The sequence below is a fragment of the Streptomyces sp. NPDC059092 genome, from assembly GCF_042756365.1.
In the GTDB taxonomy this organism is placed as follows: Bacteria; Actinomycetota; Actinomycetes; order Streptomycetales; family Streptomycetaceae; genus Streptomyces.
In genome coordinates this window covers 323,250-343,332 of sequence record NZ_JBHZEJ010000001.1, presented here as the reverse complement: position 1 = coordinate 343,332, position 20,083 = coordinate 323,250, and the positions used below count along the sequence as shown (strand labels likewise).

The following is a 20,083-nucleotide window of genomic DNA, read 5'->3' as shown; positions in this document are numbered from 1 at the left end:
GCTCCCCCCGCCCGCCCCCCGGCCCCCCCCCGCCCCCCCCCCCCCCCGCCCCCCCCCCCCCCCCCCCCCCCGGCCACATGCGCGCCTGAGGCGGTGGCTTGAACTCGCCACTCAACGGGCCGCGCCCGGCGTGTCGGCGTGACAGGCGCCTGTCCGGCTGCGGAGTGCACGGACCCGGCTACTCCGTGATGCCTCCGGCGTGGGTACCCTTGGTCCTCATGAGCACTCTTGAGCCCGATCGCGGGGCAGGTACAAGCACCCTCGTGGAGCCGACACCCCAGGTGTCGCACGGTGACGGCGACCACGAGCGCTTCGCCCACTACGTCCAGAAGGACAAGATCATGGCGAGTGCGCTCGACGGCACTCCCGTGGTCGCGTTGTGCGGAAAGGTCTGGGTGCCGGGGCGCGACCCCAAGAAGTACCCGGTCTGCCCGATGTGCAAGGAGATCTACGAGTCCATGGGCCCCGGCGGGGACAAGGACAAGGGGAAGAGCGGCAAGGACAGCGGCAAGAAGTAGCGTCGGCCTTCCGTTCGGTACGGCCCCCGGAGCACGCGCGTACGCGGCGCCCCGGGGGCCGTACGCGTTCCCGCACACGCTCCTCATCCCGTTCCCGGGCCTGTTCCCGGGCCCGCGTGTCCCTGGGATGGCCGGTTCCGGCCGCCGGGGCCGGTCGGGGCCCGGCCGGCCCGCGCGTCGTCGGACGTGGCCGGTGGGCGCCGGGGCGCACGCCCGGTGGGATCCGGCCGTGGATCCTGGCGTGGACCGTGTCTCCGGCCCCGGTCTGGGAACTCCCGATCCCGGGTAGGCAAGCGGTCCCGGGCCGGCATGTCCGGGACCCGGTGCCGGTCGCGGCACCGGCCACCGGAACCCGGCGCCGAGGAGCGACCCCATGGACCTGATCCCCGACCCCCTGCGCTCCTGGCCCGCGCCGCGCGCCGCGGAGGCGTTCCCGCTCGACGAGGAGACCGCCGTCGCGGCCGGGCCCGGTACGGAGGGCGTCGCGCACTGGCTCCGTACCACCGTGGGCGCCGCCACCGGACTGCCCCTGCTCCCCGACGCCGGGGTGGGTCAGGATGCCGGGGCGGGCCCCGGCGACAACCTGATCGTCCTCGGGATCAGCGAGGACCTCGCGCGCGAACGGGGCCCCGAGGGCTACCGGATCACCGTCGGCACCGAGGCCGTACGGATCGACGGCGGCAGCGCGGCCGGGGTCTTCTGGGCCGCCCAGACACTCCGTCAGCTCCTCGGCCCCGACGCCTTCCGCGCGGCGCCCCTCGGCACCGGGCGCCACTGGTCCGTACCCCTGACGGTCATCGAGGACGCGCCCCGTTTCGCGTGGCGGGGGATGATGCTCGACGTCTCACGCCACTTCACCCCCAAGGACGACATCCTGCGGTGGCTGGATCTGCTCGCCGCCCACAAGCTCAACGTCTTCCACTTCCATCTCACCGACGACCAGGGCTGGCGCGTCGAGATCAAGAGCCGTCCGCGACTGACCGAGGTGGGCGCCTGGCGGGCCCGCACCAAATGGGGCCACCGCGCGTCCGACCTGTGGGACGAGAGACCGCACGGCGGCTACTACACGCAGGACGACATCCGCGAAATCGTCGCGTACGCCGCCGCTCTCCATATCTCCGTCGTCCCCGAGATCGAGATCCCGGGCCATTCACAGGCCGCCATCGCCGCGTACCCGGAACTCGGCAACACCGATGTCATCGACACGACCTCCCTCACCGTCTGGGACACCTGGGGTGTCAACGACAACGTACTCGCCCCCACCGACAACACCCTCCGGTTCTACGAGGACGTCTTCACGGAGATACTCGACCTTTTCCCGCCCGACACCTCGCCGTTCATCCACGTCGGCGGCGACGAGTGCCCCAAGGACCAGTGGAAGCGCTCCCCGGCGGCCCAGGCCAGGATCCGTGAACTCGGCCTGGCGGGCGAGGACGAACTCCAGTCCTGGTTCATCCGCCACTTCGACCGCTGGCTCGCCGCGCGCGGGCGGCGCCTGATCGGCTGGGACGAGATCCTGGAGGGCGGCCTCGCGCCGGGCGCCGCCGTCTCGTCCTGGCGCGGCTACGCGGGCGGGATCGCCGCCGCGCGGGCCGGTCACGACGTCGTCATGTGCCCGGAGCAGCACGTCTACCTGGACCACCGTCAGGCGCCGGGCGACGACGAGCCGATGCCCATCGGCTACGTCCGCACCCTGGAGGACGTCTACCGCTTCGAGCCCGTGCCCCCGCGGCTCACCGAGGAGGAGGCCGCCCACGTCCTCGGCACCCAGGCCAACGTCTGGACCGAGGTGATGCAGGACCGTTCCCGCGTCGACTACCAGGTCTTCCCGCGCCTCGCCGCCTTCGCCGAGGTCGCCTGGTCGGCCCTGCCCGCCCCCGGGGAACGTGATTTCGCCGACTTCGAACAGCGGATGACGGAGCACTACCGGCGCCTCGACGCACTCGGGGTCGCCTACCGGCCGCCCGGCGGCCCGTTGCCCTGGCAGCGCCGCCCCGGTGTCGCGGGACGGCCGCTCAAGGGAGCGCCCCCACAGATCTGAGCGGGTCGGAGTGGGTCGGAGTGGGTCGGAGCCGAATCGGACCGGAGCGGATCCGGTCCGGTCCGACCCACGAGAAGGCGCGCCCCACTCCGTGTCACCCCAGGCGGATAAGTCATACAACGACCGCCGAAGAGTGGCATTCAGCATGTGACGGCGAAGAGGGGTGAAAGCGGACCTTCCCCCTGGTCGGGGACGGATGCGTGCTTCGTGGACCCTCGCGTCGCCCGGCCCGGAAGATGTGCCAGAGTTGCCACGTCCGGCCTGTGAGCACGTACGGTACGGCAACACAGGCGGGACACCGGGACACCGGAAAGGGGCAGTGGGGTTGACCACGCACGCACCGCAGACGGCGCAGTTCGTGACGCTGCCGGCCTCGCTCGACGAGGCCGTTGCGGCGCTCACCGAGATGCCTGCCGCCGTGCCCGTCGCAGGTGGCACCGACCTGATGGCGGCCGTCAACAAGGGCCAGTTGAGGCCCGCCGGACTGGTCGGCCTCGGCCGGATCAGTGAACTGCGCGGCTGGCACTACCAGGACGGCCACGCGCTGCTCGGCGCCGGCCTCACCCACGCGCGCATGGGCAGGCCCGACTTCGCGGCCCTCATCCCCGCGCTCGCCGCGTCCGCGCGCGCCGCCGGGCCACCCCAGATCCGTAACGCCGGCACGCTCGGCGGCAACATCGCCACCGCCGCCCCGACCGGCGACGCGCTGCCCGTCCTCGCCGCGCTCGAAGCCGACCTGGTGGTCGCGGGACCCGGCGCCGCACGCCGCGAGATCCCCGTCTCCCACCTCCTGGCCGGACGCGAGATGCTCGCCCCCGCCGAACTCATCGGCTTCGTCCGCGTACCGCTGCTGCACGCCCCGCAGGTCTTCCTCAAGGCGACGGGACGCACCGGCCCCGGCCGCGCCACCGCGTCCGTCGCCGTCGTCCTCGACCCGGCGCGGCGCGGCGTGCGCTGCGCGGTCGGCGCGATCGCCCCGATGCCGCTGCGCCCGCTCGAAGCGGAGCGCTGGATCGCCTCGCTGATCGACTGGGACGGCGCGCGGGGGCTCGCGCAGGAAGCGCTCGCCGCCTTCGGCGAGTACGTCGCCGCCGCGTGCATCCCGGACCCGCCGCCGCCCGTCGACGGGGGGGAGGCGCCCGCGCCGTCCGCCGCCGTACTGCATCTGCGGCGCACCGTCGCCGCGCTGGCCCGACGAGCACTGGGGAGGGCGCTGTCGTGACCACCAACGACCATTCCGGATCCGGCCAGGGTGCCGGCCCCGGCCAGGACGCCGTGAACCAGGGCGGCTGGCAGCCGGTCCCGCAGGGCGGCGACTACGACGCCGAGGCGACCGCCTTCGTCCAACTGCCGCCCGAGGACACCCTGGACGCGCCGCTGGCCGCGCCGGGGCACGGCTACGTACCGCCCAGCATCGAGCCACAGGCCCCAGGCGACCCGTCACGGCCCGATCCCGCCCTGCCCGGCGGCTGGGCCGCCCAGCCCGTGGCAGGCGCCCAGGACGCCGCGTACGGCCAGAGCGGCGACTACGGCCAGGCCGGGTACGGACACGGCGGCTACGGGCCCGGCGGTTACGAGCCGCAGGGCACGAGCCACTGGAACTTCAGCGATGTCGTCCAGGACGCGGGCACACCGTCCGCCGACGCCCCCGCCGAACCCACCGGCCAGTGGACCATCCCGGTCGCCGGGGGCGACCTCCCCGACGAATCGGGCGAGTTCAGTACGTCCGTACTGGCCTCCCAGTGGGCCGGCGAGGCCCCGCCCGCGCCCCTCCCCGGCGGCGCCGCCGCACCCTGGGCGCCGGAACAGGCCGAGGCCCCCTCCGACCCAGGGCCCGCCCCGGAGGCCGGGACCGCCCTCGTACCGGAAGCGGCCCCCGAGCCGGAGCACGCGCCCGGCCACTCCTCCGACCACGTGCCGGACCACTCCTCCGACCACGACTTCGCCCCGCTCACCCACAGCAACGACAGCGCCGAACACCCCTCCGGCTCCTACGTCCTGCGCGTCAACGGCGCCGACCGCCCCGTCACCGACGCCTGGATCGGCGAGTCGCTGCTGTACGTGCTGCGCGAACGCCTCGGCCTCGCGGGCGCCAAGGACGGCTGCTCCCAGGGCGAGTGCGGCGCCTGCAACGTCCAGGTCGACGGCCGGCTCGTCGCCTCCTGCCTCGTCCCCGCGGCGACCGCCGCCGGATCCGAGGTCCGTACGGTCGAGGGGCTGGCCGTCGACGGCGAACCCTCCGACGTCCAGCGGGCCCTGGCGGCGTGCGGGGCCGTCCAGTGCGGCTTCTGCGTCCCCGGCATGGCCATGACCGTCCACGACCTCCTGGAGGGCAACCACGCCCCCACGGAGCTGGAGACCCGCCAGGCGCTCTGCGGCAACCTCTGCCGCTGCTCCGGCTACCGCGGCGTCCTCGACGCGGTCGGCGAGGTCGTCGCCGAACGCAGGGCGAGCGCGGAAGCCGCGGCCGCCGCCTCCGAGGAAGCGCGCGTCCCGCACCAGGCACCCCCGGGAACCGGCGCCGCCGGTGACCCGCACACGCACCCGAACCCGCACCCGCACTCGCCCGACGGAGGCATGGCGTGAGCAACGACGCGGCCACCGGGACCGTCCTCGACGGTCCCCACCAGGAGCCGCCCGCGCACGGCCTCGGAGCCTCACTCGCGCCCGCCGAGGCGCGCGCGAAGACCGAGGGCACGTTCCCGTACGCCGCCGACCTGTGGGCCGAGGGCCTGCTGTGGGCGGCCATCCTGCGCTCGCCGCACCCGCACGCCCGCATCGTCTCCGTCGACACGGCCGCCGCCGCCGACATGCCCGGCGTACGCGCCGTCGTCACGCACACCGACATCCCCGGCGACTCCGCCTACGGCAGGAGCGTCGTCGACCGCCCCGTCTTCGCCTCCGACGTCGTACGCCACCACGGCGAGGCCATCGCCGCCGTCGCCGCCGACCATCCCGACACGGCCCGGCTCGCCGCCGCGGCCATCGCCGTCGAGTACGAAGTGCTCGAACCGGTCACCGACCCCGAGAAGGCGTTCGCCGCCGAACCGCTGCACCCCGACGGCAATCTCATCCGCCACATCCCGCTGCGCTACGGCGACCCCGACATGGCCGGCGAGGTCATCGTCGAAGGGCTCTACCGCATCGGCCGCCAGGACCCCGCCCCCATCGGCGCCGAGGCCGGCCTCGCCGTACCCAGACCGGACGGCGGCGTCGAGATCTACACCGCGTCCACCGACCCGCACACCGACCGCGACCTGGCCGCCGCCTGCTTCGGACTCGACCCCGAACAGGTCAAGGTCGTCGTCACCGGCGTCCCCGGCGCCACCGGCGACCGCGAGGACCCCGGCTTCCAGATCCCGCTGGGACTGCTCGCCCTGCGCACCGGCTGCCCCGTCAAACTCGCCGCCACCCGCGAGGAGTCCTTCCTCGGCCACGCCCACCGCCACCCCACCCTGCTGCGCTACCGCCACCACGCGGACGGAGAGGGCCGCCTCGTCAAGGTCGAGGCCCAGATCCTGCTGGACGCGGGCGCGTACGCCGACGCCTCCTCCGAATCCCTCGCCGCGGCCGTCGCCTTCGCCTGCGGCCCGTACGTCGTCCCGCACGCCTTCATCGAGGGCTGGGCCGTACGCACCAACAACCCGCCCTCCGGCCACGTCCGCGGTGAAGGCGCCATGCAGGTCTGCGCCGCGTACGAGGGCCAGATGGACAAGCTCGCCGCCAAACTCGGCCTCGAACCAGCCGAACTGCGCCTCCGTAACGTCCTCGCCACCGGCGACATCCTCCCCACCGGCCAGACGGTGACCTGCCCGGCCCCGGTCGCGGAACTCCTCACCGCCGTACGGGACTACCCCCTGCCCGCCCTTCCCAAGGACACCCCGGAAGCCGCCTGGCTGCTCCCCGGCGGCCCCGAGGGCGCGGGCGAGCCGGGCGCGGTACGGCGCGGCGTCGGCTACGCGCTGGGCATGGTCCACATGCTCGGCGCCGAGGGCGCCGACGAGGTCTCCACGGCGACCGTGAAGGTCCACGACGGCATCGCCACCGTCATCTGCGCCGCCGTCGAGACCGGCCAGGGCTTCACCACACTCGCCCGGCAGATCGTCCAGGAGACCCTCGGCATCGAGGAGGTCCAGGTCGCCCCGGTCGACACGGACCAGCCCCCGGCGGGCCCGGCGGCCCACGGCCGGCACACCTGGGTCTCGGGCGGCGCGGTCGAACGCGCGGCGAAGATGGTCCGTACGCAGCTCCTCCAGCCGCTGGCCCACAAGTTCGGGATGTCCACCGAACTGCTCCAGATCACCGACGGCAAGATCACCTCGTACGACGGCGTGCTCTCCACGACCGTCACGGAGGCCTTGGACGGCAAGGAACTCTGGGCCACGGCCCAGTGCCGCCCCCACCCCACCGAACCCCTCGACGACGCGGGCCAGGGCGACGCCTTCGTCGGCATGGCCTTCTGCGCGATCCGCGCCGTCGTGGACGTCGACATCGAACTCGGCTCGATCCGCGTCGTGGAGATGGCCGTGGCGCAGGACGTCGGCCGCGTCCTCAACCCGGCGCAGCTCGCCACCCGCATCGAGGCGGGCATCACCCAGGGCATCGGCACGGCCCTCACGGAGAACCTCCGCACCACCCGAGGCCTGATCCGCCGCCCCGACCTCACCGGCTACGCACTCCCGACCTCCCTGGACGCCCCGGACATCCGCATCGTCCGCCTGGTCGAGGAACGCGACGTGGTGGCCCCCTTCGGCGCCAAACCCGCCAGCGCGGCCCCGGTGGTCACCTCCCCGGCGGCGGTGGCGGCAGCGGTACGCGCGGCTACGGGCCGCCCGATCAGCCGCCTCCCGATCCGCCCCCAGGCGGCGGTGGCGGCGGCGCCGGGCGGGTAGGGGCCGACCTGCGCGGGCGACCCGCGCGGGCGACCCGCGCGGGCAGGACGTCTCCTCATGGATGTGCTCGTCCCATGTGTAAAGGCTCCCGGGATACGACCTGGTCAACAGGGTTTTACCTGCCCGATGTTGACGTGATTCCCGTTGCAGTCGCGACCTTGGAGTGCGCGGTGTCGGCACCACTGGCTAAGCTCAAGAGTCAGATGTTGGCAAAGGGGGGAGGCATCCGTGCTGATCACGGACGTCCTGATCGTGGACAACGGTGGGCCCGGGGGACCGGGCGCGGGGGCCGGTGAACGCGGATGAGCGACGAAAGCATGCTGCGCTCGGTCCATCCGGCGATGGCCTCCATGCTCTACGACGCCGAGTCGATGATGGACTTCAAGAAGCGCGTCGACAAGCTGATCACCAACCTGAACGACTCACAGGCCGCCCCGGACAAGGTGGGCCAGGAGCCGGTGGGACGGAGCCACTTCGGCGGGGACGGCGGCGCCTGGGCGGAAGCGAACGGCCTGTCGGCGGCGTACACCTCGGTCATCGACCAACTGAAGGACCTCTCGCAGCTCCTGGCGGACTCGCTGGAGGGCATGGGGATCGCGGTGGTCTCCTCCAAGCACGGCTACGAGGGCGAGGACGACGACATCCGGACGCGCATGCTCGCGATCCAGAAGAACATGAAGAAGCACTACAACCCGGAGCTCGACCCGGCGGCGCAGCAGAACAAGAGCCAGGACCAGGACCAGGGCCAGGATCAGAACAAGGAGCAGCCGGGCGACACCGCCGGTGTCGTAGCTCAGTAACGGCCTGCGCTTCGGCGAGGTCGGGCGGGACCACGGGGATTACGGGGACTACGGGGAACAGGTAGGACATCGGGATGGCGGAGTACGGCGAATACAACGGGGGCGGCGGTTCGACGTCCTTCGAGGCCATGTCCCACGAGCAGATGCTCGCGTGGCTGGACAAGGCGAACAGCGGGACGGTACAGGCGGCGGCCGACCGGCTGTCGGCCGCGGCCTTCGAAATCCGTGATATCGCCCAGCAGTTCCAGTTCCGTCCGCAACGGGTGGAATGGGAGGGGAAGGGCAAGGACGCCTTCGAAAGCTGGGGGGCGAGTTTGGCCAGCTCGACGTACCGGCTGGCCGAGTACAGCGACGAAGCCTCGAAGTGGCTCTCCCGGGCGTCCGACGCGATCGCGGTCGCGCAGAGCTCCATCCCCCGCGACGTCCCGGGCGCCAAGGCCAACCTCGCGGCGGCGAACGCGCATCGCAACGACCCGGACGCGGGGCTGGTGGCGGGCAAGTCTCTGGAGACGCTTGAGGCGGGGGCGGAGAAGAGCCGCCTGGAAGCCGCCGACCAGATGAGAAAGCTGTCGCAGTCGTACCAGCAGGCCCAGACGCAGATGACGAAGCTGGAGGCGCCTACGTTTCAGCCGCCGCCGGGGGCGTTCGTGCCGGACAGCGATGTGAGGTACGACAGCAGTCAAGTCGCGCGCACCGGAAGCAATACAGGTTCGGCAGTGCCTGGGGGTTCTGACTCTTCCCAGTCGGGCCGGGTAAGTGGTGGCGGCGAGGCATCCGCACCACAGTTCCGAGGCGGCTCGGTATTGCCTCCCGCTGATCTGACGAGACCGGAGCAGCCCACCAGCATGGAGGTGGCCGGTTTGGATACGCCTCCGTCGACACTCGCACCCTCTTCAGTAGCGCCGAGTACCCCGGTGGGAGGGAGCAGGCCTGAGAGCGGTGTTACTCCTAGCCTGGGGATGATTCCGCCCGCGTTCGGCGGAAAGCCCTCCACGAATACCGGGCAGCTCGGCCCAGGGAGACCTGGCGCGGGAGTACGCACTCCGCTGCTGCCTGGGCAGACCGGGCCCGCCGGTGGCTCCGTCGTGCGCCCGCCGCAGGACCGTGGCATCCTCGGCGGCCGAGCCGTCCCGCCCAACTCGGGCCGGCCCACGGGAGGCATCCCTCGGGGCACGGTCATCGGTGGCGAAGGTGTTCACGGGCGCCCCCCGATGGCCAACGGCGCGGGCGGTGGCATGGGTGGTGTGGGCTCTGGCCAAGGCGGAATGGCTGCGGGACGTCGGCTCGGTGGTGAGACCGGCGGTATCGTCGGCGGCCGTCCACAGCAGCCCGGCACCAGTGCTGGGCGCCCCTTCACTCCGGGAGGCTCAGGCCTTGTACGCGGAGCGAACGGTGAAGGCAGACAAGCCGGTCAAGCAGCACGTGGTGGAGCTGTTGGGCCGCGTGCCAATGGCGCGGCACGTCGTCGTGACGACGCCCAGGGAAATCGTCCGGACTACCTCGTCGAGGACGAGGAAACCTGGCAGCAGGGTGGGCGACGCATTGTCCCGCCGGTTATCGACTGATGTCGCAGGGAAGCGGTGTGGGAAAGCAGATGCGTATCGGCAGCCGTTCAAGGATTCGAAGCAGGACGGCGATCGCCGCCGCTCTGGGAATATTGCTGGCGGGAGCAGCCACTGCGCCTGCGCAAGCGGATTCCATCCGATCGCAGCAGTGGCACCTCGATACGTTGGGCGCCGAGAACATCTGGAAGGTGAGCACAGGCAAGGGGGTGACGGTTGCGGTCATCGACACGGGGGTTGATGACACCAACCCCGACCTTCTCGGGCAGGTCATCAACGGCACGGACCTCGCTTCAGGAGAGTCTGGCGATGAGCACTCCGACTACAAAGGTCATGGCACTGGCATTTCTGCGATTATTGCCGGCACGGGGAAGAGTGGAGGAGGGGACGGGGCATTCGGAATGGCTCCGGGAGCTAAGATCCTCCCCATTCGGATGCCTAACGTGGGATGGGATGCCAACCGGGACTTGAACGTCAAACAATTTAACACCTCCGTATCGACTGCAATTCGCTATGCAGCTGATTCAGGAGCGAAAGTCATCAACATTTCGATGGCGACGCGTGAGGGTTCCCAACGGATGACGGATGCAGTCAAGTACGCCCTCGATAAGGGATCCTTGGTCTTCGCCGCTACAGGTAACGACGGTGACTCCTCGTTGTCGTACCCTGCCGCTACTCCTGGGGTCCTCGGAGTGGGCGCTGTGGGCAAGGATCTCAAGAAGACCGAGCAGTCTCAGTGGGGCCCTGCCGTGGACTTCGCCGCCCCCGGCAAGGACATCGTGCACGCTTGCGCAGGAGCGACGGGTCTCTGCAAATCGACTGGCACCAGCGATGCGACCGCCATTGCCTCCGCCTCCGCCGCGTTGATCTGGTCCAAGCACCCTGAGTGGACCAACAACCAGCTTCTTCGCGCCATGCTCAACACGGCCGGTGGTCCGACGAGCGGCAACAAGCGCAACGACTACGTCGGCTACGGTGCCATCCGGCCGCTTCGAGCGATCAACACTCCCGGTGACCTGGGCCCGGCGGACGAGTACCCCCTGCCGGATCTCCTGGCCGCTGGGTCCAAGTCGCCCTCTCCTGCGGCCGAGGCCTCCGAGGCGGCAGGCAGCGCCGCTGACGACAAGGAAGACGCCAAGGAGCCCGCCGCCGCGTCGGACGGAGGCGGTAACACCGGTCTCTGGATCGGAGTGGGCGTGGGCGCTGCCGTGCTTCTGGGCGGTGCGGTAGCCGTAGCGGTCGTCCGGTCCCGTCGTCGTGCGGCAGCGGCCTCGGCGGCGCCTGCCCCGGCCTACGCGCCGTACCCGCAACAACAGCCGCCGTACCCGCCGGCCTACGCACCGCCGCAGCCCGGGCAGGGGCAGGTGCAGGGCGATCCCCGTAACGCGCCTCCAGGGCCCGGCCTTTGAGGCTGGCCTCACACTGAGGCTGGTTGCCTCCTCAGAGGGCCGGAGGCGTGGAGGGGGCAGGCGTGCTCGCGGACCAGAAGTCGGAGTGCACGGAGGGGGAAGGGACCTTCGGCCCTTCAAAGGGAGTTCCATTGGCTTTGGTCTTGGGTGGGGCGACTTCTGACTCAATGAAGCACGGAGTTGCCAGGGAGAAGAAGACCTGGCCCTTGGCGCCAACCTTGACGCTCATCCGGAAGTCTTCCGGTGTCCGAGCGAAAATGGCAGGCGTCTCCTTCGCGGGGTTCGTGCTGGTGATTTCGTATCCCTGCTTCTTCCACAGCCGCTCCAGTACGCCGAGCAGGTTGCCTCGTCGCTCCTCTGACACGACGGTCATCACGGCGGCACGCCGAGTTGCCGCCCCGGTTGTCTTGCCGTCGATGGTGTAATCGCCACACCCGCTTTCAGTGGGCGCGTAATGTACCCAATTCAGAGGCGGTTGTACCGAAGAGATGGTTTCCAACATGATTGTGTCAGCTTTCTCGGCTGCCTCTTGCAGACTCATCTTGCTCACCACGTGTTTTTCCTCCTTCTCACCCCAAGAGGTTCCCGGGATGCCGCAGCCGGCCACCACCATCACCAGTGCTGCGGCCAGCGAGCAGCGCAGTGTCTTCGTCATCGGTGCTCCTGAAGCGTGAGACCATCCCGGCCCGCGACAATTTTCGCGATGTTGTCGGCAGACTCCGGGTCCTTCTCCGGATTGAAGTAGTTCGAGTGGGCCGGCGTCGCGCCCTGCCCGTCGACGAACGGGCGTGCTCCCTCGTCCACCTTGAAACGCGTCGCACCGAAGTCCGCGTGTGCCGGGTCGGTGCCGAACCAGATCTGGCTCTCGTCCTCCGAGGATCTGAAGCCCGCGATGCCGCCCACCACGCTGCCTGCCGCAGCACCGACCAGGCCTCCTGCGGGGCCACCCATGCCGAGCCCCAGCACCAGTCCGGCCGAGCCACCGCCGGCCACGCCGGCTCCGAGGGCGCTCGACTCGTCCCTGCTCGGCATCATGGTCACCGGGTCGTTGTCCGCGGCGCCGACATATACATGGCCTTGGCCGACGCCGAGGCCCTTGGCAGAGTCCGCGCCGGTGCCGGGGCTGCCGAGGAGCACGATGTCATCGGCGCCCGGGATGCCCCCGCTCTGCTGTGCCGCCTGCCCCACGGTGAAGGAACCGTACGAGTGGCCGATCGCGGTGACATGTGGGTCGGCGTTCTGGTTGGTCGCCGAGATGCCCGCCATGAATGTGTTGTACGTATCCGCCCCGGCACTGGCATTGTGCTCGAACATCACGTCCGCGTTGTCGGTCAACTTTTCGGCGGGGAGCTGGGGCGCGTCGTAGCCGAGCCAGACGATCGCGGCGCTCGACTCGTCATACGCTGCCGCGCCGACAGCCGTGTCTCGCGCTCGCTTCACATCGTTTTTCGCGAAGCTCTCGTCCAGCGCCGTGCCCAGCCCCGGAACGTACGCGGAGACGTTCCTCGCAGTGTCCGGGTTACCGAAGGACACGATCGCGCGGCCGTTTCCCTGGTCGCCGATGCCCAGCAGGTACATCGGGGGGACACCTTCCGCAGGGTCCGCCCGGAGCTGTGCGTCGATCGACTTCAGGCCGTCCAGTTGCGTCTGCGCCTTCTCGCTGTTCTGACCCTCCAACTTGCCGATCAGTAATCGGAGGCTGTCGCGGTTGGCCGCGTCTCGGGTCTCCGCCGGGATTCCGTCCAGGTTGCCGATCACATCGGGGTAGACAGCCCGGTACTCCTCCCGCTGTTCCTGTGTGAGACCGACCCACCATGCCCTGCACTCCGCAGGGGATTTGTCCTGCGGGATGTTGTCCTTCAGGTAGTCGTCAGCCACGTCGCGGACGGCTGCCGCGTCCGCCGCGGCGTCCGTCCAGGTCTTCGTGTCGACCGTGAGGCCGGGAGCCGCTTTGAGTTTGGCCAGGGTCTCGCTGAAGCGTCTGTCGGTCTCCCGGGCCTCGTTGACCGCTTTGAGGATGCGGTTGGCGATGTCCTGGGCCTTGGCGTGGTTCGGGTTGGGCGGAGCCAGTGGCGGGGCCCCGGAAGAGGCGCCCAGCGAAGGGGCGTATGTGCCTGTCGCGCTGCCACCCGGAAGCCGGGTGCCGTCGATGATGTTCTCGCCGCCGGCCGGGTAACTCACCGAACCGTCCGGGTGCACGGTGAACTTGAGGTTGACCGCCTCCTCCAAGGCTCCCCTCAAGTATGTCTGTGAGTCGCTCAGTTCGAACGCCAGGCTGTTCAGTGTCGTACGGATCAGGCCGCACTCGGTGTAGAGATACTCGAAGTTCCGGTCGAGTTGCTTCAGCCGTCTCAGCGCCGCGCTCGCCGCCTCGCCCTTCTGCGACGTCGCGAGCCGATTGGTCATCTCGTTGCTCACCCGGTCACGTGCGGCATCGGCCCGGTTGCTCACCACGCCCCAGCCGTCGGCCGCATCTTGGAGTTCCGAGTACTTCAGGTCGCGCAACTGCTGCCATGTCAGCACAGCGGTCACTTCGCCTGTCCTCCGGTCGGCCTGTCCAATCCGGCGAAGGAGGACTTCACCTCCGCGTTGCGTTCCCCCTGGCCGTCAGCGACCAGCCGCAACTTCGGGGCGAGGGAACCGCACTCGTCCTGGACGGCCTTCAGCCGCTCCTCCCACGAGGTGAGCACCGAGCTGAGGGTGGCCATGCTTGCCAGCCCCTCGGTGCCGGCGGCGGCACTCCCATGCGCGGCGGTTAGCCGGCTCTTCGCGGTGGTGATGCTGGTGTGCAACTCCTCGGCGACCCGGGCGGCTTTGGTCCACGGGCCGTCGCTGTGACGCAGGTCCGGCTCTCCACCGGCGTTTCCCGTCGGGGCCGAGGCCAGCGACATCCGTGCTTCGGTCGAGCCGTCACCACCACGGCCTGCCATGTCGAACAGCCGCTGCCACTCGTCCGAGTGCGAGCTGGTTGTCACGCCTGCGTCCCCCCGTTTCCCCCGTGTCCTGATCTCCGGATCAAGGTATCGGATGCGTTGCGTATGCGGATGCACACGGGCTGTGGGCGTGACGGTTTACGGGGCCGCCGGGAGCCCCGGGAACGCGGCGGACGCCGCCCACGCCGTCAGTTCGCGCTGGGCCGCGGCCCGCAGTTCCGGGGTGGTCGGGCCTTCCGCGACCAGGGCGTAGTGGAGGGTGCCCGCGGTGTCCTTCGCGGGTGGGGCCGTCAGCAGGAGGCGCTGGGCGCTGGTGGTGCCGGGTTCCGTGGCGGATGCCAGGGGGTGGTCGGCGGTCTGGCCCTGGGCGGTGTAGGCGGGCAGGCCGGTGGCCGTGCCCAGGTCGGAGACGACCGTGGTGGTGGCGGGGGTGAAACCGTTCGGCAGGTGGAGCTGGGTCGGGGCGCGGGTCGCGCCCTCGGAGCGCCAGACCAGGATTCCGTACCGCCCGGTGCCCACCAGGCGGGCGGTGCTGGGCAGGGTGTCGGGGATCCGGTTCCAGGTCAGGGCCGTGCCGCTGTCGCGGGAGCGGTCCTCGTACGTGAACGCGACCGTACGGCCTGCCACCGCGCCCGGGTAGAGCCGGTCCAGCAGCCGGGCGTCCTGGCGCAGTACGGCCTGGCCCGAGGTGTCGAGTCCGACGGCGGACATGTCCTCGTCGTTCCACGCGTCGCCCTGGGTGAGGATCTTGTCGGGGTTGCCGTTCATCGCCTCGCGGTGGCGCCCGCTGTAGAGGTCCCACTGCCACTGCGTGCCCGAGAGCACGGGCCCCGAGCGGGCGGCCCCCGTCCACCAGGCCGCCCCCGGCAGCCGGGAGTCGAGCGCCTGGTACAGCGCCTTGTTGACGGTGGGTGCCTTGTCGGCGGTCATGCCGTTCAGCGGGTGGCCGAACTCGCTGACGATCCCGGTGGTGCCCAGCGCCGCCGAGCGGTCCCGGACGGTCGTGAAGTCGCCGGAGTACTGGCCGTCGTTGGCCTTGCCCCACATGAAGACCCCGGAGATGGCCTTCTGGTCGTAGAAGTGCGTGTTGAAGACGTAGCGCGCGCCGACGGTGCCCGCGTCGAGGAGGCCGCCCTCGTGGCGCGCGAAGTCCAGGTTGGCGTTCCAGAACATGTTGGGCTCCACGAAGACCGGCTTGTCGCGCCAGCCCGCCGCGTCCATGCGGGAGCGGAACTTCTCGTAGAACGGCCAGAGCACGTCCCGTTCCCAGGCGCGGCTGCTCTGGCCGGCCGCGTACTCGCCCGCGAACGGCTCGTTGTACGGGTCGAAGCCGACGATGCCCGCGAACTCGTCCGCGTCGAGGTTCTGCGCGAGGTACGTCATCGTCTTCTGCGCGGTGTCGAGGAACGCGGTTCGGACGGGAATGCCGAGGACGCGGTTGCTCCAGAAGTCCCTGGTCGCGCTCTTGACCGCCTGGTTCTGGGTGATGTTCTGGCCCCACAGGACGCAGATGCCGCACGACTCGCGCGGGTACCCGCCCGCCTCGATGGCCCATCGGGGCGCGCCGTCGCCCGTGTACCAGCTGTCCTTGTCGAAGAGGTACCGGGAGTGAAGATCCTGGTGGAAGTCGGGGAACACCCGCAGTCCGGCGTCGAGGAGTGCCCTGATCTGCTCGGTGGCTCCGCGCAGGTAGGCGGTGTCGATCCTGCCCGGCTCCGGTTCGGCGTGGGCCCAGGAGAGCAGGAACCGTACGGCGTTCCCTCCGGTCAGCGAGCGCAGGGCCACGGCGGATTTACGGGCGTCCGCCACGTCGGCGAAGGGCAGGCCGCCGTTCTCGTCCAGTTTGGTCTCGCCGGAGACGTTGAACCCGCGCAGGACGACCTCGCGGCCGTGGCCGTCGGTGAACCGGGCGCCGTTGACGGAGACCTCGGTGGCCGCCCGGTCGTCGAACCACAGCGCGGCCCGGGTGCTCTCCGCCGCGGCGGTCCCCGGGCCGCCGAGTGCGACCCCCGTCAGCAGCGCCAGCACGGCGCCGAGCAGGGCGCACCTGCGGGCCGGCCTTCGAGTCGGCCTGTGGGCCGTACGACGTGTGGCGCTGTGACGTGTGGTGCGACGTGCCGTGCGGGGTCCCGCCCCGGGTGTCGTCATGGACACAACAGTGGAGCAGCTACTGACGGGTAGTCAAGAGTTCCGTTGCGGATGCCGTCGGGGGTGAGCGCGCGAGTGGGTGGGGCGGGCGGTCAACATATGCTGATCCGACCGGCGTTGCTCCTGCAATCATGCCGTACGTCAGCGAGGGAGACCGATGAGCCAGCCGCCGTACCCACCTGCTCCCGACGGTTCAGGGGCTCCGCAGGACCAGCCGGGCCGGTCGGCGCAGCCGGACCGTCCGGGGCCGTACTCGCTTCCCCCTCAGCCGCAGGCGCCCCCGCAGGGGGTTCCCGTCGAGGGCAACCCGTACGCACAGCCGGCCCCGCCCGCCTACGGCGGCTATCAAGGGCAGCAAGGACAGCAAGGACAGCAAGGACAACAAGGACAGCAGGGGCTCCAGGGGAACCCGGGGCACCAGGGCTATCAGGGGGCCCCACCGCCGTACATACCCCAGCAACCCCACTCGCCCCAGCCCCCGCAGCGTCCCGGCGGCCGGCGCGGAACCGTCCTGCTGGCCGGTGCGGTGGCCGCCGTCGTGCTGCTCGCCGGGGGCGGCGTCTGGCTGGCGGCCAGCGGGGGCGGGGATGAGGGCGGGAGTGACGGCAAGGACGTCGCCGCGAGCGTCGGCCCGTCCGACGTCGCGTCGAGCGGCGCGACGGAGGAGTCCGCCGCCCCCGAACCGTCCGACCCTGAACCCTCTGACCCGGAGCCCTCCGACGCCGGGCCCACCGGCACCGGCATGGAGGCGATGTGGCGGTCCTCCTCGGGCGGCGGGATCCTGGGTGTCCTCAAGGGCGAGGACATCGAGACCATCAAGAAGGACAGCAAGATCACGATGGTGTACGTCAAGGGCAGTCTGGAGTGCAGAGGCCTGCGCACGGTGAAGGAGCCGGGCAAGAAGTACCGCTTCGCGCTGCTCTGCTCCCGGGACGGCGAGCCGGTGGAGTCGGAGGACCGCGGTGGTGACTTCACCTTCGGCGACGGCGCGCTCAGCGTGGAGTGGACGTCCGGTGGCACCGGCACCGAGAGCTTCGAGCGTTACGCGGACGCCCCGTAGCCGCCCCTGGCGAAGGGGGTGACGGAGTTACGGGCCGCCCCGGTGTTCTCGGGGCGGCCCGTACGCGTACGGAAACCGAGGCCGTGGCGGGAATCGAACCCACGTAACTCGAGTTGCAGTCGAGCCCCTGAACCACTCGGGCACACGGCCGTGCACTTCGCTGTATTTCTTCGTGTCTCGTCATGCTTGGTCGCGCTCGGTCGTACTTCGTCCTGCGTCGTCCTTCTGTCCATGACCGTACGAGGGCGGACGGCGGCGCTCAAGGCTTTCCGCCGGTGTGCAACGCGACTGCCACACTCCGTTCACGGACGCGCGGACGCGCGGACGCACGGACGCGGCGGACGCACAGATGCACGGTGACGTACGGACGCACCGCGCGAAGTCGTACGACCAAGGGCCCGGCGAAGATCCATCCAGCGACAGGGCCCAACCTGCGATACGCCCCTTACTCTGAAGCAATGACCGCACTGGAACCAGGCGACGCCGACGTCGCCCCCGCTGCCCCCTCCGGGATACCCGGTCCCAGCGCCACACCTCCGGCCGTCCCCGCCACCGTCCCCGCACCCGTCTCCGGGTGGCGCGGCGGTGTGCTCGGGCCGGAACACCGGGCGCTCAGCATCGCCATCGTCTCCGTCGTGCTGCTGATCGCCTTCGAGGCGACCGCGGTCGGTACGGCGATGCCGGTCGCCGCGCGTGAGCTGGACGGCGTGTCGCTGTACGCCTTCGCCTTCTCCGCGTACTTCACGACCAGCCTCTTCGCCATGGTGCTCTCCGGCCAGTGGTCCGACCGTGACGGGCCGCTCGCGCCGCTCGTCACCGGTGTCGGCGCCTTCGCCGCCGGGCTGCTGCTCTCCGGCGCGGCCGGCTCCATGTGGCTGTTCGTCCTGGGGCGGGCGGTGCAGGGGCTCGGTGGCGGGCTGGTCATCGTCGCGCTGTACGTGGTCATCAGCCGCGCCTACTCGCAGCGGCTGCGGCCCGCGATGATGGCCGCGCTGGCCGCGAGCTGGGTGGTTCCGTCCGTCGTCGGGCCGCTCGCCGCCGGGACCGTCACCGAGCACCTCGGCTGGCGCTGGGTCTTCGTCGGGATCCCCGTTCTCGTCGTACCGCCGCTGGTCTTCGCGGTGCCCGCGATCCGGCGGATGGCGTCGGGGCCCGCGGACCCGTCGGGGCCGCCGGCCGTCTTCGACCGGCGCAGGATCCGGCTCGCCCTCGGGATCTCGCTGGGTGCGGCGCTCCTCCAGTACGCGGGCCAGGACCTGCGCGTCCTCTCGCTCCTGCCGGCGGTGGCGGGCCTGGCGTTCCTCGTGCCCGCCGTCCTCGTACTGCTGCCGGGCGGGACCTGGCGGGCGGCGCGCGGGCTGCCGTCCGTGGTGCTGCTGCGCGGGGTCGCCTCGGGGGCGTTCATCGCGGCGGAGAGCTTCGTACCGCTCATGCTGGTCACGCAGCGCGGCCTGTCGCCCACGATGGCCGGGCTCTCGCTCGCGGTCGGCGGCGCGACCTGGGCGCTCGGCTCGTACGTACAGTCCCGGCCGCGCATGGAGCCGTACCGGGGGCGGCTGATGGCGGGCGGCATGGTGCTGGTGGCGCTGGCCATCGCGGTCGCGCCGAGCGTGCTGATCGAAGCGGTGCCGGTCTGGGTGGTGGCGGTCGCCTGGGCCTTCGGCTGTCTGGGCATGGGCGCGGTGATCGCCTCCACGAGCGTGCTGCTGCTCCAGCTCTCGGCGCCGGAGGAGGCGGGTGCGAACTCGGCGGCCCTCCAGATCTCCGACGGCCTCTCGAACGTCCTGCTGCTGGCGGCGGGCGGCGCGGCCTTCGCGGCGCTGGGCGGCGGCGCGGTGGGCGCGGCGGGCCACGCCGCGTCGGACGTGACGGCCACGGCGTCGCACCCGGCGGCGTTCGCGGCGGTGTTCCTGCCGATGGCGGTGGTGGCGCTGGTGGGGGTGTGGGTGGCGACGCGGGTCCGCGTAGCTGTGCGCTGAACTGGTGCCGCCGGGTCCGCGTAGATGTGCGCTGAGCTGGTGCCGCCGGGTGAGGACCGAAAACTCGGCGCCGCGTGGTACCACGCGGTACCATGCGGCCATGGCTGGTCTGAATCTGAGGTTCACCGACGAAGAGCTGAATGCACTGCGCGAGCGCGCCGAGGCGGAGGGCCGCAGCATGCAGTCGTTCGCCCACGAGGCGGTCATCACCGCCATAAACGAGCGTTCGCGCCTTTTCAACGAGGCGGCGGACCATGTGCTGGCGGCGAGTGAGGAGCTCAACCGGAGGCTCGCCTGATGCAGTACCTGACACTTCCCGAGTTGCTCGCACTCGCCAAGCGTCTCGGTGCTGACGAGGTGCGTGACTACGGGCTGCTCGACTCGGCGCTGGGTCGCCCGCAGGCGAGCGTGTTCGGCCAGGACGCGTATCCGGACGTGTGGCAGAAGGCAGCGGCTCTGATGGAGTCCCTGGCGCGAAATCATGCGCTCGTGGACGGCAACAAGCGCATTGCCTGGTACGCCACATGGGTTTTCCTGCATCTGAACGGGCATCCACTGAGTCCTGATTTCGACGTGGACGAGGCGGAACGGTTTGTGTTGAGCGTGTGCCAGGGTGATCTGGAGATGCCGAAGATCGCGGAGGTGCTGTCGCGTTTCGCGCGGTGACGGATCCACGGATGTGGCGCCCGTCGCACCTGCCCGTCCGCGGCCTCGTTCGTACGAGAACCGGGTCACCCCGCC

The 20,083-nt window shown here is 70.8% G+C and carries 16 protein-coding genes and 1 tRNA gene; 12 read left to right on the top strand and 5 right to left on the bottom strand.

From position 1 onward, the window contains the following. Positions 1 to 218: 218 nt before the first annotated feature. The 8 genes from ACFXPL_RS01485 (at position 219) to mycP (ending at position 11,222) form a co-directional block, all read left to right on the top strand. Positions 219 to 518 (top strand): DUF3039 domain-containing protein, encoded by a 300-nt coding sequence (locus ACFXPL_RS01485; RefSeq protein ID WP_329826823.1) that lies wholly within the window; start codon positions 219 to 221, stop codon positions 516 to 518. 373 nt (positions 519 to 891) lie between these two features. Beyond that, a complete protein-coding gene (locus tag ACFXPL_RS01480; RefSeq protein ID WP_384910606.1) occupies positions 892 to 2,559 on the top strand; it encodes a beta-N-acetylhexosaminidase in 1,668 nt (555 codons plus the stop codon). 325 nt (positions 2,560 to 2,884) lie between these two features. Continuing rightward, positions 2,885 to 3,781 carry an FAD binding domain-containing protein gene (locus tag ACFXPL_RS01475; RefSeq protein WP_384910603.1) on the top strand — a complete coding sequence of 299 codons (897 nt, stop codon included), beginning with the start codon at positions 2,885 to 2,887 and terminating at the stop codon, positions 3,779 to 3,781. Beyond that, on the top strand, positions 3,778 to 5,145 hold the full coding sequence (locus tag ACFXPL_RS01470; protein WP_384910600.1) for a 2Fe-2S iron-sulfur cluster-binding protein: 1,368 nt from the start codon (positions 3,778 to 3,780) through the stop codon (positions 5,143 to 5,145). The genes ACFXPL_RS01475 and ACFXPL_RS01470 overlap by 4 nt, the downstream gene beginning before the upstream one ends. Further along, positions 5,142 to 7,451 carry a xanthine dehydrogenase family protein molybdopterin-binding subunit gene (locus ACFXPL_RS01465; protein WP_384910597.1) on the top strand — a complete coding sequence of 770 codons (2,310 nt, stop codon included), beginning with the start codon at positions 5,142 to 5,144 and terminating at the stop codon, positions 7,449 to 7,451. The genes ACFXPL_RS01470 and ACFXPL_RS01465 overlap by 4 nt, the downstream gene beginning before the upstream one ends. Positions 7,452 to 7,753: 302 nt before the next feature. Continuing rightward, positions 7,754 to 8,251: a hypothetical protein gene (locus ACFXPL_RS01460; RefSeq protein WP_384910594.1), complete on the top strand. Its 498-nt coding sequence runs from the start codon at positions 7,754 to 7,756 to the stop codon at positions 8,249 to 8,251. Positions 8,252 to 8,325: 74 nt separating this feature from the next. Further along, positions 8,326 to 9,816 (top strand): hypothetical protein, encoded by a 1,491-nt coding sequence (locus ACFXPL_RS01455; protein WP_384910591.1) that lies wholly within the window; start codon positions 8,326 to 8,328, stop codon positions 9,814 to 9,816. 29 nt (positions 9,817 to 9,845) lie between these two features. Next, positions 9,846 to 11,222: a type VII secretion-associated serine protease mycosin gene (gene mycP, locus ACFXPL_RS01450; RefSeq protein ID WP_384910650.1), complete on the top strand. Its 1,377-nt coding sequence runs from the start codon at positions 9,846 to 9,848 to the stop codon at positions 11,220 to 11,222. 31 nt (positions 11,223 to 11,253) lie between these two features. Here the strand turns inward: mycP and ACFXPL_RS01445 are convergent, their stop codons facing one another. The 4 genes from ACFXPL_RS01445 to ACFXPL_RS01430 form a co-directional block, all read right to left on the bottom strand. Further along, a complete protein-coding gene (locus ACFXPL_RS01445; protein ID WP_384910588.1) occupies positions 11,254 to 11,877 on the bottom strand; it encodes a hypothetical protein in 624 nt (207 codons plus the stop codon). Next, the gene (locus ACFXPL_RS01440) at positions 11,874 to 13,754 is read right to left on the bottom strand and encodes an alpha/beta hydrolase (RefSeq protein ID WP_384910584.1); all 1,881 of its coding nucleotides are present in this window, start codon (positions 13,752 to 13,754) and stop codon (positions 11,874 to 11,876) included. The genes ACFXPL_RS01445 and ACFXPL_RS01440 overlap by 4 nt, the downstream gene beginning before the upstream one ends. Next, entirely contained in the window at positions 13,751 to 14,197 is a 447-nt protein-coding gene (locus tag ACFXPL_RS01435; RefSeq protein ID WP_384910581.1) for a hypothetical protein, read from the bottom strand. The genes ACFXPL_RS01440 and ACFXPL_RS01435 overlap by 4 nt, the downstream gene beginning before the upstream one ends. Before the next feature lie 96 nt (positions 14,198 to 14,293). Next, positions 14,294 to 16,303 (bottom strand): cellulase family glycosylhydrolase, encoded by a 2,010-nt coding sequence (locus ACFXPL_RS01430; RefSeq protein ID WP_384910578.1) that lies wholly within the window; start codon positions 16,301 to 16,303, stop codon positions 14,294 to 14,296. 157 nt (positions 16,304 to 16,460) lie between these two features. Between ACFXPL_RS01430 and ACFXPL_RS01425 the strand changes: the two genes are divergently transcribed. After that, positions 16,461 to 17,363 (top strand): hypothetical protein, encoded by a 903-nt coding sequence (locus ACFXPL_RS01425; protein ID WP_384910575.1) that lies wholly within the window; start codon positions 16,461 to 16,463, stop codon positions 17,361 to 17,363. A 78-nt stretch (positions 17,364 to 17,441) separates the two neighbouring features. Here ACFXPL_RS01425 and ACFXPL_RS01420 read toward each other — a convergent pair. Further along, positions 17,442 to 17,513 (bottom strand) — tRNA-Cys (locus ACFXPL_RS01420). Positions 17,514 to 17,821: 308 nt separating this feature from the next. Here ACFXPL_RS01420 and ACFXPL_RS01415 point away from each other — a divergent pair. The 3 genes from ACFXPL_RS01415 to ACFXPL_RS01405 all read left to right on the top strand — a co-directional run bounded on the left by ACFXPL_RS01415 (position 17,822) and on the right by ACFXPL_RS01405 (position 20,008). After that, positions 17,822 to 19,342, top strand: coding sequence for an MFS transporter (locus ACFXPL_RS01415; RefSeq protein WP_384910572.1), 1,521 nt, complete (start codon positions 17,822 to 17,824; stop codon positions 19,340 to 19,342). 100 nt (positions 19,343 to 19,442) lie between these two features. Then, positions 19,443 to 19,640, top strand: coding sequence for an Arc family DNA-binding protein (locus ACFXPL_RS01410; protein ID WP_384910569.1), 198 nt, complete (start codon positions 19,443 to 19,445; stop codon positions 19,638 to 19,640). Continuing rightward, positions 19,640 to 20,008, top strand: coding sequence for a type II toxin-antitoxin system death-on-curing family toxin (locus tag ACFXPL_RS01405; RefSeq protein ID WP_384910566.1), 369 nt, complete (start codon positions 19,640 to 19,642; stop codon positions 20,006 to 20,008). The genes ACFXPL_RS01410 and ACFXPL_RS01405 overlap by 1 nt, the downstream gene beginning before the upstream one ends. The last annotated feature ends 75 nt before the right edge of the window (positions 20,009 to 20,083 follow it).

What these genes read in the sequence shown, in the direction of transcription:
- ACFXPL_RS01485 (WP_329826823.1), top strand. Translation starts at nt 219, where the DNA reads ATGAGCACTCTTGAGCCCGATCGCGGGGCAGGTACAAGCACCCTCGTG.
- ACFXPL_RS01480 (WP_384910606.1), top strand. Translation starts at nt 892, where the DNA reads ATGGACCTGATCCCCGACCCCCTGCGCTCCTGGCCCGCGCCGCGCGCC.
- ACFXPL_RS01460 (WP_384910594.1), top strand. Translation starts at nt 7,754, where the DNA reads ATGAGCGACGAAAGCATGCTGCGCTCGGTCCATCCGGCGATGGCCTCC.
- ACFXPL_RS01455 (WP_384910591.1), top strand. Translation starts at nt 8,326, where the DNA reads ATGGCGGAGTACGGCGAATACAACGGGGGCGGCGGTTCGACGTCCTTC.
- mycP (WP_384910650.1), top strand. Translation starts at nt 9,846, where the DNA reads ATGCGTATCGGCAGCCGTTCAAGGATTCGAAGCAGGACGGCGATCGCC.
- ACFXPL_RS01445 (WP_384910588.1), bottom strand. Translation starts at nt 11,877, where the DNA reads ATGACGAAGACACTGCGCTGCTCGCTGGCCGCAGCACTGGTGATGGTG.
- ACFXPL_RS01430 (WP_384910578.1), bottom strand. Translation starts at nt 16,303, where the DNA reads ATGACGACACCCGGGGCGGGACCCCGCACGGCACGTCGCACCACACGT.
- ACFXPL_RS01425 (WP_384910575.1), top strand. Translation starts at nt 16,461, where the DNA reads ATGAGCCAGCCGCCGTACCCACCTGCTCCCGACGGTTCAGGGGCTCCG.
- ACFXPL_RS01415 (WP_384910572.1), top strand. Translation starts at nt 17,822, where the DNA reads ATGACCGCACTGGAACCAGGCGACGCCGACGTCGCCCCCGCTGCCCCC.
- ACFXPL_RS01410 (WP_384910569.1), top strand. Translation starts at nt 19,443, where the DNA reads ATGGCTGGTCTGAATCTGAGGTTCACCGACGAAGAGCTGAATGCACTG.
- ACFXPL_RS01405 (WP_384910566.1), top strand. Translation starts at nt 19,640, where the DNA reads ATGCAGTACCTGACACTTCCCGAGTTGCTCGCACTCGCCAAGCGTCTC.